Below are 14,709 nucleotides of genomic sequence, written 5' to 3'. Positions count from 1 at the left end.
TTTTCCGATTTCTAATCTAAGATTCGATTCCATTCCCGATCGTAATATCGTACGAGAGCTTGATTGTCCAATCGATTGATCTCCACCGGAATTTTGGACATATCCAAAGGAAAGATTTGAATCGACTTGAGTTCTTCCGAATTTAAGTATCGAAGATCTTCCGGAAATTTTTCTTGGAATCGAATCGGTCTCTGTCCGGCAAGAACGAATCCCCATTCTCCGAAAGAAGGAACGTAAACGTGCAGTGGAAGCGTCTGAAATCCCAAGGACGAAATCGTTTTTTCGATACACCAATAAGAAGAACGGGCGAAGAGTGGAGACGTCGATTGTATCTCCAATACGGACGTTTCGTTCATCCTTCTTTTGAGAACGTGAAAGAATGCGGTCGTGTAGAGTTTTCCGAGCGAGAAGTTGCTTGGATCGGGAAAGTCTATGATCACAACGTCAAAGGTCTGATCGGATTCCTCCAGCCATACGAAAGCGTCCGTGTTTATTACCGTTACTTTAGGATTTTTTAAACTTCCATCGTTGAGTTCTTTCAAGACGCTGTGTTCGGTAAAAAGGCCGGTTACGGCGGGATCAAGATCGACTAACGTAACCGATTCTACCTTTTTGTGTTTTAGAATTTCCCTCACCGCCAATCCGTCTCCGCCTCCCAAGACCAAAATTTTTTTCGGCGACGGATGTGCTAAGATCGCGGGATGAACCAAGGTCTCGTGATATCTGTATTCGTCTCTGGATGAAAACTGAAGATGTCCGTTTAAAAAAAGTCTTATTTCATTTTTCCATCTTGTTACGATGATTCTCTGAAACTGGGATTGTTTCGATAGAATGATCTCGTCCGTATATAAGGTTTCTTCGCTATAATATGTGATCAGGTCCGAAAACGAAAATCCGAGAATCAAAAGTGTGAGGACGATCACGGATTGCGCTCGGAGCAATATCATTCGAGATTGTCTAAGAGGTAAGGCCCAGGTTCCCCAGAGTGCGACCGCTGCATTCAAAATTCCGAATATAAAACTGGTTCTTATCAATCCGAGTTTCGGTGCGAAGAAAATGGGAAATAAAATCGACGCGAGCAGAGCGCCCACGTAATCCAGACTTAAAACCCTGGATACGAGTTCTTTAAACTGGAGTTCTTTTTTTAGAATTCTTAGTAAAACAGGAATTTCAAGTCCGACCAGGATTCCAACGAGGATAACGAGGAGGAACAACGGAATTTGAAAAAAACGAATTTGTCCGAAACTCAAATAAAGAATCGCCGCGCTAAAACCTCCCACGAGTCCGATCGCGAGTTCGATCTCCAAAAATTTAGGGATCAAATCCTTTTCCAAGTATTTGGACAACCAAGAGCCCACTCCCATCGAGAAAAGATAGGTTCCTATGATCAATGAAAACTGTGTTACGGTTTCTCCGAGGAGATAAGAAGCGATCGTTCCGGCCAACAGTTCATAGACGAGGCCGCAGGAGGAGATGATGAGGACGGAAATATAAAGGGCTGTTTGCAAAACGGTCTTACTTTCCTCCGGAATATCTCATGAAGTTCGTATAATGAGACCTATAAACTCCGGGATTTTCTCTTACCGTTTTCGGAACGTTCTCCACTTCATCCACATTGCTCGAACCTCCTCCGAACATGTTTGTGTATGTCAGATAACCCGTAAGCCCCAACGCGTAGAGAGGATACAAAAGTGGTTTTAGATATTTCATTCTTTTTGTCCTTGGATTTTATCGAAATATGGATCGATCCGCGATTCTTTTTTTCATTTTCCTTCCATTCTCAATCATCGCTGGAAGAATAGGAAGAATCATCCTCGTCGGAATCGCCCGAACTTTGTGGGGCAAAATCGCTATTCTCGTTTCTGGAAGCTTCAAAAGAAAAACTTCGAAACATAGAATACGGAACCGGAAGCCAGATTCCCAGTAAGAAAAGAAGATAGTAATACGACTGGTCTACGTCTCTTCGGATGCTGAAATGTGCCACCGTTCCCGTTCCTCTTGGAAAATCGGATTCGGATTCGATTCGAAGATAGTATTCTCCCGGAGGGATTTCTCCTAGGATGACGTCCGCAGACTTATCTCCTTCCGTCCAACTTTCTCCGTCGTCAACGCCTTCGTAGTAGCTGACTTCAAGACCCGTATCGTAAGCGATGTCCGTCTGAGTGTTGATCAACGCTAAGGAATAGTAGATATAATGATTGGAAAGATTGGGGACTTCCACCTTGATCTGAACGTTCTGCCTCGAATTTCCCTCAAACTGAAAACTCTCAGTAACAAACGAAGGATCGGTGGTTCCTCCCGGAGCCGGTTCTCGAACGTAGGAATAGTCTTTTGAGAAAATCTCTTTGTCCTGAGCGCTCAGACAGAATCCGATCTGGATTACTAGCATGATCGCAGAAAGCCAAGTTGCGATTCTTATATTCCGTTTTCTTAATTTAGTATAGGGGTTCGGTTGTGCTGTGCCGATACCTTCCGGTTCGGGAAGATCGGCGTCTCCTTGGATCGATTTTTTGAGTTCTTCGACCGGGACGTATTCTCCAATGGACCAGAAGAGTTCGTTCGGAGTTTTTTCGGAAGAGAGCATTTTAGGCGGAGCGATAAAGTCCGCGAGTTCGGCCGTGTCTCCCGCGTGAATCTTATAGTAGAATTCTCCGAACGCAAAGTCGGTTCCCGCGTTGGAAGAATTGAAAAGTCTGTATTCTTCTTTTTGAAACGTTTTTTTCGGAGGATAGGTTCCGATGATCGTCCTTGGAATAAAAGGAACCGGTTCGAAGACGGTCCAGTGACCGCTCGTTTCGTTTAACCAGTAATAGCCTCCCGTAAAATGGAGAAGGTATTCCGTCCAAGGAAAAATTTGTCCGTCCGCGTGGACCGATTTTTTTACAACGCCGAGGACCTCACATTCTTTGCCTTTGAGAGTGAGCTTTGTTCCGGGAAGAAGGTAAATTCTATCCTTGATGACTTCCTGAAACTTGGAAAGAATTTTGAGTTCGTCTTTGCTCGTATCCATCACGGTTCCGCAGTATTCGCAGGCGACGGATTTGGAGAAGTCCGGGCTTCTTTGGCTCAAGGAGGCGCCGCAGCCGAGACATTGGATCGCCTTTGCCTCCTCCACTTTTTGAAAACCTTGGAACGCTTTCGGATCTCGAAGATTGATAAAATCGATCTGATCGAAACTATAAACTTTTCCACGGAAATAGAGGGGAGGTGTATGAGAATAATCTAATGTAGCAAACCAGCCCTCGTCGTTTGCGAGATCCAAGAGGACCGAAGTTGTTCCGGATTCGAAACCTACGGGAAGTTCTCCTTCGCCTCCGATACAGGTCGCAACGCCGATTTCGCGGATCATCCAATAGGAGTTTTCGAGTAATAGGGTATCGCCGGCTCTCAGGAGTTGTTTCGAAGTTTTGGAGGAGATAAAATAAACGTCGGGAGGAGTTTCCAGATCCCGGATCGGATCGTGTTCCGGGAAGGTTTCGTTCTGAGAAGTGGGGCGAAGTTCGGTAATCATGAATTGGCCCTGTGCTTCCGCGAGCCACATGGATTTCCCTTCTTGAGAAATCGCGTGCCATTCGTTCCAGGTTCCGAGGCTGTAGCGTTGTTGAATTCTTCCGACGATTTGAAACTGAATCCCGTCTTTTGTTTTCCCCGAGGTTCCTACTTGAATCGGAGAAAGATCCGGGACGAGTTCTCCGGCTTTTCCTAGGCTTTCTAAAGATTGGTTTTTTTGAACGGTGAGAGTCTTACAGTTCGGACAGACTCCATAAATCGAGGCTTTGTTTTGAAAGGGGACGGGCGCGCCGCAGTTCGGACAACTCAGTTCTAACACAAGGATAGGTTGTATCTAGACAAGAATTCCCTGTCACCTGAATTTCTAAAATAGGAAACGGAAAAAATCAATTTGGGCGCGTGGGCGGAGAAGCTCGGAGGAGAAAAATTTACATTCCAAGCGCCCACCGGGCTCTCGGCTCTTATCAACAAATTGGAATCGACCTTGAAAGAATTTTTTTCCAAAAAACCAATTTGTTGATACCGCGTCGATCCCTCGCGCATTGAAGTTCAGCGTTTTGCTCTGCGACGATCCCGGAGATAGGCGGCGTCGACTTCTCCCAAGGGTTTTTCCAGTTCTTCGAGAGCCGGATTTTGCCAATAAGTGTCGTAGAGGTTTTCACCGGAATAGGCGTGGAAATGATTGTCAAAATGGATTCTTGCAAACTCGTCCTTGCGGGAAAACATCGCTCTGTTGATCTCGTTCAGGATCCCGAGAAAGTCTTCACTTTCAGGATCGGCCGGAAAGTCGGAAAGAAATTCCATGGAAAGTAGGATCACATACTTTCTGGATTGTTTGAGAAGTTTTAGAGATTCGTAAAGTAGTTCCAATTTGATCGGTTGAAGATACGGTCTCGTATTGTCAGCGATCAATTTTTTTTGTTCCGCCGCCGCCAGTTCCCGATAAGCCATCTCAAGGTGTTTTTTTGGTCGAGCTTCGGTTCCTCGAATCGCTTGATAACCGAGCGGGATCAGTTCGGTTCGAACGGTTTTTTTACTCCCTTCGATGACATTGGAATACAAAATCACCAGAAGGTCTTGGGTCCTTTTGAGTTCCGCGTAGGATCTTTCCAGATCGAACTGGAAGTAGAGTTGGTTTGTCTCTACGTGGTGTTGGATGATTCTTTTGTAGAGGGCTTTGTCCGCCTCGGAGCCGATGTTTGAGATCGAACTGTTCATCGATTTGATGAGAAACTCGTTTACCTTGAGACCTTTTTCAACTCGGACCAGATGTGTGGCTCCGTTGCTCGCGAGGTCCGCGGATATGGAAATGGGGATCCAAAGTAAAAGAGCGATTCCGATTCCCAGGGAGAACTTCATACAACTAGTTTCGGGAAATGTGAACCTATAATTCAATAGTGAAACGAATAATAGATCATTCCGGTTTTTAAGACTTATGTCCGCTGCCAAGGTTTCGATTGAAAGGAATTCTTCCCGAATCCTTGATTTTGCCTTCTTTTCAGATACTGCCTCCGGTTTCTAATCAGATTATCTTTTACACAAAAAGGAAAGGGAAAATGGAAGAAACATTCCTTTGAATCACAAAGAAATAAAAGCGGCCTCTTTTTAAATTATTAAAGATTCGATTTGTATTTTTAAAAAGATAAAAATACATTCCAAATACTTAATTTTCTAAACGAGGTTTTATGGTTCCGGATCGAATTTGTTCTTTGTTGTTTTTTTATGTTTCTATTTTGTTTTTTTCATTCTGTTCTACGACGCAAAAAATCCATCTTTTGTCCCAAGGAAATTTAGAAGGGAAAAAAATTCCCGAGAATCTTCAAAACCTTTCTGGAGAAATCAAAGAAGGTAAGGATTGCGGATTCTACTATAGCCTTGCGAAAGCGTTTGAGAATGCGATTGCGAATACAAAATACGATACGATTCTGGAAGCGGAAGTTACGCACACGACGGGGCCTTTTGCTCCGATGCACTGTATTTTTATCAAAGGTTTTGCGCTGAACAGCGACACAATTCCACGGGGCAAATGAACATGAAACTCACTTTAAAATTATTAGCGTTTTTGTTTTCGATTCTCTTTCTGAGTTGTTCGCAAACACCGAGAAAGATAAGTTATGTGATTTTAGAAAAACCGAATCAACCGATCGGAGTTGAAATTTCAAAAACGAGACGGGTTCAATTCGGAAAGTATAGAATCGGTTTCGGCGGACTTTTTCCGGTAGGATTGAATTCTTATCTGAAGGAAGCGGAAATTTCGGAATCCTTTTTAAGAAATGTGGAAGTCGATATGAAGTTTCCGGTTTGTATTTTGCCTTTGGTTCCGTTTGTTTGTTTTGCGCGTTACGAAGTGATCGTAGAAGGCGAAGAAATTCCAGAACGATAATTGAAAGTTCGATCGATTCTAATTCTTCTCAAAAAGCCGACGGAAACTTGTTGCTCTTCCAGAAAGATCAAAAAAGTTTCCGGAGGTAAAATGGAGTTCGATTCGAATCAATACGATTTAGTTTTATTTGTTTTGCTTGTGATTTCATTTTGTGTCGGAATGTTTACGATCCTTTTTTCAAAGAAGGAAATTATCAATCGGGGAATTCTTTTTCCGATCCCTGCCTCTCAAAATCAAAGTTTAAGAATTCCATTCGATCTATTGGTATCGTTCGGTTTCGTATCGGAATACCAAAAATATCGCGTAAATTACAAAAAGGAAACCCTAAAAATCGGAGTCGTAATTCTATCGGAGAGTTTTTTTCTTCTATATAAAAACTTCGGAATTACGAACGATGTTCTGGTCAGCCTGGTCAAGTTAGTCGTTTTTGCCTCGATCGTGATCGGTCTTTGGATCATCATTAAGGAATATAAGAATGAGCCGAACGAAAACTCGCACGGGCTTCTGAAAATCCCGGATTGGAAAATTGTGGAATCGATTTTAGAACTTTTGAAAAAGGAAAAAATAAAAATCAAAGACTGGAATTCGTTCGCCGAATACTTTCCGTTTTTTGCATACCTCTTACCTATTGAAAAATTTGAGAAGGACGAAAACTTTTCTTTTACGATGAATTTCGAAGATCTATTTGGAATCAACGGAATCGATCAGGAAGCGGCCGCTCGGATGTTAGAGACTGTAAAAAGAACGAACGGCCTGTTTTTCAAAATTCCATTTCCTCAAAAGAAAAGATCGGGATCTAAAAAATCCAAAAGGAAACGATAAACGATCATTCTACTTTAATTCGTAGATCGCTTGGTAAAAGGGTAAGGTCTTTTTAAAACGAAATTCTTCTATAGGCTTAAATCCTGCGGCCTTTAGGATAGAAGCCGGATCTCTGTTCAGATTGCAGCCTTGTGCAAAACGATTCCAAAATGGATTGAGAAGATTTTGTAAAATCTGTCCGGCTTTTGAAGTCGCCTGAACATGTTCCAGAATCAGAATTTTTCCCCCGCGTTTCAATCGGGATTTTGCGAATTGAATCGCATAGACCGGATCGGGAACCGTACATAAAACGAGAGTAAAAAGAATCGCGTCCATACTTTTCGGTGGAATTAAGGATTCTAATTCCGGATTTCCAAGACCTATAACTTCCATTTTGATCCGTGCGTGCCGACTGGAATCGGAGGAACTTTGGAAGGAACGAATTCTTTCCTTTGCTTTTTCCATCATGGAGATTGAAGGTTCGATCGCGATCACATCCGCCTTGGACGAATAGATCGGAAAGTTAATTCCGGTTCCGCTTCCGATCTCGAGAATTTTTCCCTGTAAAGGATGGATGAGATATTTTCGTTTTCGGTGGAGAACCGTCCTTTCGATTCTATCCATAAATCGGTCGTAAAATCGAGCGAACATCTTCGCATAAAAGGATTCCATTTCGGGTGCGGGAATACTCTGAACTGGAATCTTTTTGCTTGGCGTTTTTGTTTTTACCGTGCGCGTCGTGTTCTTTGTTTTCTTTTTCGGAGTTTTCGGTTTCATCTGCTATATTGTTTTCGGAAAAAAGGGTAGAATCAATCAAAAAATGGAATATTCCGAGAATTGAATTTTGTCGGATTTAGAAAGTGGGATCGAAAATCCGGAGAAATGTCTTATTACGTGCGGGAAGAAATTTTAGTTGAGTTTCTTTTCTTTTTCAAAAAATTTCTTGTGGATCAGCTCTTGGATTTCGTTTCTATGATCGTCTGCGATGTTTACAAAGATGCTGTTCGCTTTTTTCCCGGAAGAACGGATGATCTCCGCCTCAAGAGTCATCTCTTTTCCGTTGATTTTTGCGTGAAGGTGAATCCGATCACCTTCGAACATCGTCATTCTTGAATCCAGAGCGACTCCTCCGGTTCCTATATCGAGAATCGTAACGGGATGTCTTTCCGATTTTCCTTTGATCGTCATTTCCGCGTCTAAGGTGATTTTAACTCGAGCATTCTTTCTTTTTTGAATCGCAGGATCTCTGTATTCAAAAGAATCGTCGAATAAGGACTTGGTGCCGGCCATATAAAGTTCAATTATCCTAAGACCGAAAAATCCGTCAAAGTCAAATTAAGAACTTCCGGATCCGGTGATTCACAAGGTTGACCATCCTGATATGTGACCGTCAACAACTTCTCCGTTAATACGACTTCGGTTTTTGAAACCGAATGAGCGTCTCTTCGGTGCATACAAGCGGAAAGGGCTCCTTTTTCGGGAATATGCGAAGTCAGAAAATTTTTCGATAAGCGCAAAAAATCTTCGGAGTTTGGAAGAGTTTTCGGAAGGAAATGTTCATTGAAGACGGCTTCTCTCGAAGCCTGAGCCTTCGGCCCTTGTGTAAACGAACTCCCCATGATTTGAAACGTTTCTTCGTTAGTCGTTACGGCAAGCTCTTCGCCGTCCCAAATAAAAACGTCGGTTTTTTCGAGGGTGATCCGCACTAATTTGAAAGGATAAAAGCTGAGTAGGTCTACTTTTTTAAGTTTGTCGGGATCGACTTCGTTTAACAAACAAGAACGAACGAGTAAACCGCGGCTGGTGGGATTTCTCAAAAGTTTTAGAGTCGCTTCGTAAAAATTCAGAAGACAAAAAATTTCCCGAGAGGAATTGACCCCGATCCAAGTTCCGCCGTAGTCTCCATCCAATGGAGAGATTGCGTAAACGGGGCCGTTTCCGATTTTCTGAGGAAGTGTAGAAGGTTTTCTTTTAACGGATTCGTCCCGATTAAAACCCAAACCGAGAATTTTTTCCTCCCGATTTCTGTAGATGATCGCAGTGCACATAACGTTATTGAGGTGAAAGATAAAAATCGATTCTCTGATTTTTATCGGCTTCGTATTTTCCGGAACCCGGAATCAAAGGAAGAGTTTCTCCGTAACCTCGAAACCGAATTCTACCGAACGGAACGGATTTGGAAAAGAAATATTCAGACGCGATTCTCGCGCGTTCTTCGGTGGTCACTTGATTGACTTCTTCGTCGCCTTGGTGGGAAGAATGGGATTGTACTTCGATTTTATATCCGGGGAATTCGTTTAACAAAGATCTGACTTTTCCGGGAAGGGACCACCACCTTGCTTCCACCTGCGATTCCGGGATCGAAATTCGGAGATGGCTATCTTCTTCTAAAACCAGAATTCCGGTTTTAAATTCCGCGCCGCTGCCGCTCGATTCTCTTCCCAAGACGTCGGTAAATTTCCAGTCGAAGTAGAAGTCGCTCAACGAGCCGACCCTAACGCCGGTTTCGTCCAATCCTTCCCAGTGAATTTCTTGACAAGGCGCGCCGTTACCCGACCAGGTTTTGATCTTTTTTTTCAAACCCGTATAAGGCGGTGTTTCGTATAACGTGATTTCCCAGAATTGAAGAGGAATCCCTTGCGCGTCGAGGGAGATTTTTAAGACGTCGTTTTTGCCGTCGTTATCGGGAGTGAATTCTTTCGGAGAAACCGAAACTGAAAGTTCGAAAGAATCTTTTGTGATCTGAAAAAAAGACGGAAAGGACTGATAACGTTCGTATCGACTGTGAATCGTTAGTCTGTAATGATAAATGCCCGAGGAAATAAAATCTCCAGCCTGATTTCTGAGATCCCATCTCCATTCCGGAGACGGTTCTCCCGTATCCCTGAGACGATAGACGTTCTTTTCTTCGTTTCCGTTTTTTTGAAAAATTTCGATTTCATAAGAATCGGATTTGATTTTCGGAGAAATAAAGGTATGGAACCTTATCGAATTTTTCACACTCCCGGGAAGATAGGAATACAATTTTGAATCGGAATACAAATCGACTCCCGAGGTTTCGTTTCGAATCGTTAAGTCGTTTAACAAAGTTATGGATTCGTTTTTTCCTTTGTCAAACGCGGTCAATCGATAGGAATAGATACCGCTCGGAAGTTGTTTATTCGAATAATCGGTACCGTCCCAACTCAAGTTGGAAGGCACCTCTTTGTACTTCCAAGAATAGGATTTTACTACCTTTCCTTCGGAATTCAAAAATTCTCCAGTGAAGTTGTCTCCGGATTCTCCGATCGCTTTTTGCGAGATGTTGATTCTGGATGAGGAACGGTCTCCTGTTAAAAAAAGAACCCTCGTTTTCGAGCCGAGTTCCGAGTTCGGAGGATGAGAATCAAGCAGGATGGATTTTTCTTCCGATAAAAGATTTTCCTTATTCTCCGTAACCAATCGTAGTCTGTATTTGTATTCCCCATCCGGTAATAAAAAACCTTTCGAATCTTCACCGCTCCAGAGAATCGATTCCGGAATCGTAATCTCTAATGGAGAAAGTGTATTCTCGTCTTGCAAAAATGGAAGAAGGGAGAATCCTCTTTTTCTTCTGTGATCGGCTCGAAACGTTTTTACGATATCATCACCCGCGTTTTTGACGACCAATTCCCAGTCGAACAAACGGGGAAGCGCGGATTTGGAAATTCTAAATTCTACCGTATCGTTTCTTCCGTCCCAATTCGGCGAGAACGACTCGGAACTCGTTTTGATAAAAGTGTCGGCATTGAGAGAATAGGAAAAGAATAAACACGAGGCTATGATGAATTGAATCCGGTTCCGCATGCAGTACATTCTAATTTGGTACGTTTTTTTTCCTATGTTTTTTTTAAGAATCGGATTCAACGTAAGATCAGGATTCTTTCGAAGGAGGATGGTTTTTTCTTCGAGTATTCCCCAAGTGAAAGGAGTTTTTGTCCGGCGAATCGACATATTGTCTGAGAGCGTAATAAACCGAATTGAAAGCGAGTTCTTCCCAAGGGATTTCACTTGTGGAAAAGAGTTTTACTTCTTCGGATTCGGAGCTTTCGGAGAATTTACCGTCCACGAGATCCGCTAAAAAAAACATATAGATCTGGCTGATCTGAGGAATGCTGTAGATACACTGAAGTCCGAGGATGTTAATCTGCGCGTTCGCTTCTTCGCCCGTTTCTCGGATCGCTCCTTCTTCTACCGTTTCCCGATTCTCTAAAAAACCGGCTGGAAGAGTCCAGTATCCCTTTCGAGGTTCGATGGCCCGTTTGCAGAGAAGAATTTTGTCTTCCCAAATCGGAATACTTCCCACTACTACTTTCGGATTTTGGTAGTGGATCGTTCCGCAGTTGTCGCAGATATGCCTGGGCCGATTGTCGCCTTCGGGGATTTTTTGTGAAACGGGCGAGCCGCAAGAACTACAGTATTTCATACTTTTCTAATGCGATTCCAGGTAAGACCGGCTTCTATCAAAAGCCAAACCGTGAGTACGATCAAGGTTCCGCCGACTCCGGCGAGAAGAATGTTCGGGGAAGGCCCCAGCAAGAAGTCGAAAAAGTTTCGAATCATCGCCCAAACGGTCACAGTTAAAACAAACAACATCGGAATAAAAGCTACTTTGATTCTTTTCTTCGATTTGAGGAGGAAGACGGTTACAACCAGAAGTGCTAGGCCCGCCAAAAGTTGGTTGGTGGTTCCGAAAAGTTTCCACAACGCAAGTCCGGCCGGCTTTTTCTTTCCGTCTTGTTCTATCTCCATGAATGCAAACAGACCGATGGCAGCACAAGCGATGAGGCTGGAAACATAACGATTCCCGACGAGTTTTTGAACCCACACGATACGAGTCGATTCGGCGATTTCTTCGATGTTGTAACGCAGAAGTCTTGTTGCGGAGTCCAAGGAGGTCAGCGCAAAGCTGATTACGATGAGCGCGATAAAACCTTGTCCGAACGTTTCCGGAATTCCGATCTGCGCCAAAAATCTTCCGGTTCCATAAATGTATGCGCCGACCTGAGGAGCCAATCCCTGAATGCCGGACCAGGAACGATAGAATCCGGACCATTCCGAAGCGGAACTAAATCCGATCGTGCAGGCGATAACCGCAGAAAGACCTAACAACGATTCGCCGATCATACCTCCATAACCGATAGCTCTCGCGTCCACTTCTCTGTCCAATTGTTTTGCGGTTGTCCCCGAGCTGACTAACGCGTGAAAACCGGAGACCGCTCCGCAGGCGATCGTGATAAAAACGAACGGGATTAGATCCAATCCTATCGAATCCGTACGAATCGCTTCCGCGTTGAACGAAGGAAAATTTTGGAGAACCGCACCCGCAAAAAAGCCGAGATAGATCAGAGTGATTCCCAGATACAACAAGAAAGAATTGATGTAATCGCGGCTTTGTAAGAGCAGCCAGATCGGAGTCACCGATGCTAAGAAAGCATAGAATAAAAGAATATATTTCCAACTTCCCGTAGAAGGAGACGTATCTACCGATGCAAGTCCGGTGGCTTGCAGAACGGAATCTTGCATTCCCAAAACCATAGAAGCTAAAGTCGCAAGAACGCTGACGATCGTAAGCGGAGTCAAACTCATTCCTTTTTTGTAATGTAGATACCCTACGATAATCGCAAGGATCATAATCGCCGCAGAAGGAATGACGGCCTCCGGAAAATGGCTTCTCAGACGAATCGAAGGTTTTTCTTCGGTCCGAATTTCTCCGGGATGATCGTGTGCTTCCTTGGACGGATTTTTAGGGTCCACGGTTGCGTTAGCCGGAATCTTAGCGGTTTCCGTAACGAAGGTCGGCTTAGAAGTTGGAATCGTTTTCGGATCCGCGGAGAACATCTCTGCGAGCACAAGAACGAACACTCCCATCGCGAGGGCGACCAAGAAGAAAATGATCGCGTGGAACAAACTTCTCGCACGATGACCGAGAAGGTCTTCGGCGACTTGACCGATACTTTTGCCTTGGTTGCGAACGGAGACGACCAAGGCTCCGAAGTCGTGGACACAACCCACAAAAATACTTCCGAACACGACCCAAATCATAGCGGGAAGCCATCCCCAAATGACCGCTACCGCAGGTCCAAGGATCGGAGCCAATCCCGCGATGGACGCGTAGTGGTGACCGAATAAAACGATCGGTTTTGTGGGAAGGTAATCGACCCCGTCGTTGAGCTTATGAGCCGGGGTATCTGTCGTATTGTCTTTTAATTCGAAGATGGATCGAGATATATAACCTGAATAAAATTTATATCCAAGAAAATAGGCAATAAAACAACCGAGCACGGCGATGAGTGGAAGCATATTAGGATGGATGGGGTTAAGAAAGCATCCGAGCAAACCTTTTTTCAACGTTCAGGAAGAATTCCGTTTCGGATTCTTAGAGAAGAATCTGAAAAAGAATTGATGAACGGATTTAGCGGGGTTGAAAATCTGGAAGTAGAAGAGAATGCAAACTCGAAGTTTTGAACAGATTCGCTCCTCTCTGGAGGACATCATTTTCGACATTCAATCCGGATGTACGAACTGCGAGTGGTATATCTCCGTTGAAAAAATTATCTCCGCTTTGAACATTCGTAAGGAGGATTATTATAGAATTTTTTACGACCTTCGAAACGAAGTTCATTTTTCCTCCAGGGCCGCTTCCGGGTTTAATGAGACTCAGGCGGATTCTCTCATACAATTACTCTCGAAAATTCTTAAGATAGAAGGGATCGGAGAGGAATTTGCAAAAAGTGGAATATACTTCGACGACAATCATCTCGCAGAACTTCAAATCAACCTCAAGGAAAACATCCAGAATCGACTGGAAAGACACGAGCTGGATAAGGAACTTCTTTTGCTTTTGTCCTCCGCAACGATCGACTTTGACGATGCGTTCGATTCTTACTTCGATGATAAATTTAATTTTGAAAGAATCGTAGAGAACGGAATTTCCGATTTTATGGAATTGAAATCGATTCAAAACGATTTCGGTGCGGATATCTTTTTAAAAAACCATATCTTTTCGATTCTCAATACAAAGCTGTTTCATCTTCGCGAAATCACAAGAGAATACAGAGACCGAGCTTATTATGAGTTGTTCGGAGCGTTTCGCAAAAAACCGAAAAAGAAAAAACCCGTATCCGTGTTTCAAGAGATGGATCCGGAAACACAAAGACATCTCGACGTTCTCGGATTTGACGCGCCTTGTACTTTGGAAGAATTGAAAAAAAGATTCAAAGAGTTGATCAAGAAGTATCATCCGGACATCAACAAGGATGGATTGGAAATGACTCAGAGAATCATCGCTTCCTATAATTTTTTGATCATGAGGATGAGTTAGTTGTTCTTCTGGATTTCTCGCGGTGTTCCGGAACCTTATATTCCTCCCGCGCGACCGGAGATCGTTCATCCTTTGCATGCGGTTCCGCCATCAAAGGCTTCTAAAAAAATAGAAACTGAAGACAAATCGGAGAGGGAGACTGTTTCCAAAGGTTTTTCCGAGGGAGCGAGTTCCGAATACAAAGCCAATTCTTCTTTGGGAGAAGTAAGATCCAAACAAGGAGAATTTTTGTCCTCCTTGACTGCTCGGGATCTGATGAGTTCTCCCGTGGTCAGCTTTGAAGAAAACGATCCGATCGAAAGAGCGGACGAAATTTTTTTTCAAAAAGGATTTCGACACGTTCCGGTGATCAAAGAAGAATCTACATTATGCGGCATTCTCTCTGATCGGGATTGGATGCGATGGCAGTTGACCCGGGGCAAAGAAGTCGGGTTAGCAAAAACGATAGGCGACATTATGAAAACAAAAGTTCTCTCGGTTCAGATGTATGCGGGAATCGGAGAAATTTCGAAAGTTCTTTTTGAGGAACGAATCGGTTGTCTTCCGGTCGTGAATGAACAGACCCAGGTGATAGGAATGATCACTCGAAGCGACGTTCTTCGCGCCATTCTCAAGGTCAATGAAAGGGAATTTCTCGCTTGAGTCGGGAACAAATCCTTGTAACTTAGAGCGA

At 43.6% G+C, this 14,709-nt stretch carries 15 protein-coding genes; 5 read left to right on the top strand and 10 right to left on the bottom strand.

All coding sequences use genetic code 11. From position 1 onward, the window contains the following. Positions 1-11 precede the first annotated feature (11 nt). From JWG45_RS19680 to JWG45_RS19665, 4 genes are all read right to left on the bottom strand, one after another. On the bottom strand, positions 12-1,508 hold the full coding sequence (locus tag JWG45_RS19680; RefSeq protein ID WP_205281311.1) for a polyamine aminopropyltransferase: 1,497 nt from the start codon (positions 1,506-1,508) through the stop codon (positions 12-14). Between the two features lie 7 nt (positions 1,509-1,515). Next, a complete protein-coding gene (locus tag JWG45_RS19675; protein ID WP_205281310.1) occupies positions 1,516-1,710 on the bottom strand; it encodes a DUF4806 domain-containing protein in 195 nt (64 codons plus the stop codon). Positions 1,711-1,780: 70 nt separating this feature from the next. Further along, positions 1,781-3,829 carry a DUF4178 domain-containing protein gene (locus JWG45_RS19670; protein ID WP_205281309.1) on the bottom strand — a complete coding sequence of 683 codons (2,049 nt, stop codon included), beginning with the start codon at positions 3,827-3,829 and terminating at the stop codon, positions 1,781-1,783. 230 nt (positions 3,830-4,059) lie between these two features. Further along, a complete protein-coding gene (locus JWG45_RS19665) occupies positions 4,060-4,869 on the bottom strand; it encodes an adhesin OmpL37 family surface protein (protein WP_205281308.1) in 810 nt (269 codons plus the stop codon). Between the two features lie 326 nt (positions 4,870-5,195). Here JWG45_RS19665 and JWG45_RS19660 point away from each other — a divergent pair, with 326 nt between their 5' ends. The 3 genes from JWG45_RS19660 to JWG45_RS19650 are packed head-to-tail and all read left to right on the top strand — an operon-like array spanning position 5,196 to position 6,715. Further along, positions 5,196-5,540, top strand: a complete 345-nt coding sequence (locus JWG45_RS19660) for a hypothetical protein (protein ID WP_205281307.1) — start codon at positions 5,196-5,198, stop codon at positions 5,538-5,540. 2 nt (positions 5,541-5,542) lie between these two features. Next, positions 5,543-5,893 (top strand): LIC10260 family lipoprotein, encoded by a 351-nt coding sequence (locus tag JWG45_RS19655; protein ID WP_205281306.1) that lies wholly within the window; start codon positions 5,543-5,545, stop codon positions 5,891-5,893. Beyond that, positions 5,894-6,715, top strand: a complete 822-nt coding sequence (locus JWG45_RS19650) for a hypothetical protein (RefSeq protein ID WP_205281305.1) — start codon at positions 5,894-5,896, stop codon at positions 6,713-6,715. 9 nt (positions 6,716-6,724) lie between these two features. On the opposite strand, the gene JWG45_RS19645 is transcribed toward JWG45_RS19650, so the two are convergent. The 6 genes from JWG45_RS19645 to JWG45_RS19620 all read right to left on the bottom strand — a co-directional run bounded on the left by JWG45_RS19645 (position 6,725) and on the right by JWG45_RS19620 (position 13,015). Beyond that, positions 6,725-7,471 carry a class I SAM-dependent methyltransferase gene (locus JWG45_RS19645; RefSeq protein ID WP_205281304.1) on the bottom strand — a complete coding sequence of 249 codons (747 nt, stop codon included), beginning with the start codon at positions 7,469-7,471 and terminating at the stop codon, positions 6,725-6,727. A gap of 132 nt (positions 7,472-7,603) precedes the next feature. After that, complete coding sequence (locus JWG45_RS19640; protein WP_205281303.1) at positions 7,604-7,984, bottom strand: PilZ domain-containing protein; 381 nt, start codon at positions 7,982-7,984, stop codon at positions 7,604-7,606. Between the two features lie 11 nt (positions 7,985-7,995). Further along, on the bottom strand, positions 7,996-8,742 hold the full coding sequence (locus JWG45_RS19635) for an NRDE family protein (RefSeq protein WP_205281302.1): 747 nt from the start codon (positions 8,740-8,742) through the stop codon (positions 7,996-7,998). A gap of 4 nt (positions 8,743-8,746) precedes the next feature. Continuing rightward, entirely contained in the window at positions 8,747-10,519 is a 1,773-nt protein-coding gene (locus JWG45_RS19630; RefSeq protein ID WP_205281301.1) for a FlgD immunoglobulin-like domain containing protein, read from the bottom strand. 67 nt (positions 10,520-10,586) lie between these two features. After that, positions 10,587-11,138, bottom strand: coding sequence for an NUDIX hydrolase (locus JWG45_RS19625; RefSeq protein WP_205281300.1), 552 nt, complete (start codon positions 11,136-11,138; stop codon positions 10,587-10,589). Next, the gene (locus JWG45_RS19620; protein ID WP_205281519.1) at positions 11,135-13,015 is read right to left on the bottom strand and encodes a carbon starvation CstA family protein; all 1,881 of its coding nucleotides are present in this window, start codon (positions 13,013-13,015) and stop codon (positions 11,135-11,137) included. The genes JWG45_RS19625 and JWG45_RS19620 overlap by 4 nt, the downstream gene beginning before the upstream one ends. Before the next feature lie 145 nt (positions 13,016-13,160). Here JWG45_RS19620 and JWG45_RS19615 point away from each other — a divergent pair, with 145 nt between their 5' ends. Together JWG45_RS19615 and JWG45_RS19610 are read left to right on the top strand one after the other, a co-directional pair. Further along, positions 13,161-14,036 (top strand): J domain-containing protein, encoded by an 876-nt coding sequence (locus tag JWG45_RS19615; protein ID WP_205281299.1) that lies wholly within the window; start codon positions 13,161-13,163, stop codon positions 14,034-14,036. Beyond that, a complete protein-coding gene (locus JWG45_RS19610; protein WP_205281298.1) occupies positions 14,037-14,678 on the top strand; it encodes a CBS domain-containing protein in 642 nt (213 codons plus the stop codon). The last annotated feature ends 31 nt before the right edge of the window (positions 14,679-14,709 follow it).

This window comes from Leptospira ainlahdjerensis (assembly GCF_016919175.1).
In the GTDB taxonomy this organism is placed as follows: Bacteria; Spirochaetota; Leptospiria; order Leptospirales; family Leptospiraceae; genus Leptospira; species Leptospira ainlahdjerensis.
This window is presented reverse-complemented; position numbering and strand designations above follow the sequence as displayed.

Bases quoted from the DNA above. Each gene is read 5' to 3' on its own strand.
- JWG45_RS19660 (WP_205281307.1), top strand. From the start codon at position 5,196: ATGGTTCCGGATCGAATTTGTTCTTTGTTGTTTTTTTATGTTTCTATT.
- JWG45_RS19655 (WP_205281306.1), top strand. From the start codon at position 5,543: ATGAAACTCACTTTAAAATTATTAGCGTTTTTGTTTTCGATTCTCTTT.
- JWG45_RS19645 (WP_205281304.1), bottom strand. From the start codon at position 7,471: ATGAAACCGAAAACTCCGAAAAAGAAAACAAAGAACACGACGCGCACG.
- JWG45_RS19625 (WP_205281300.1), bottom strand. From the start codon at position 11,138: ATGAAATACTGTAGTTCTTGCGGCTCGCCCGTTTCACAAAAAATCCCC.
- JWG45_RS19665 (WP_205281308.1), bottom strand. From the start codon at position 4,869: ATGAAGTTCTCCCTGGGAATCGGAATCGCTCTTTTACTTTGGATCCCC.
- JWG45_RS19620 (WP_205281519.1), bottom strand. From the start codon at position 13,015: ATGCTTCCACTCATCGCCGTGCTCGGTTGTTTTATTGCCTATTTTCTT.
- JWG45_RS19630 (WP_205281301.1), bottom strand. From the start codon at position 10,519: ATGCGGAACCGGATTCAATTCATCATAGCCTCGTGTTTATTCTTTTCC.
- JWG45_RS19615 (WP_205281299.1), top strand. From the start codon at position 13,161: ATGCAAACTCGAAGTTTTGAACAGATTCGCTCCTCTCTGGAGGACATC.
- JWG45_RS19635 (WP_205281302.1), bottom strand. From the start codon at position 8,742: ATGTGCACTGCGATCATCTACAGAAATCGGGAGGAAAAAATTCTCGGT.
- JWG45_RS19675 (WP_205281310.1), bottom strand. From the start codon at position 1,710: ATGAAATATCTAAAACCACTTTTGTATCCTCTCTACGCGTTGGGGCTT.
- JWG45_RS19640 (WP_205281303.1), bottom strand. From the start codon at position 7,984: ATGGCCGGCACCAAGTCCTTATTCGACGATTCTTTTGAATACAGAGAT.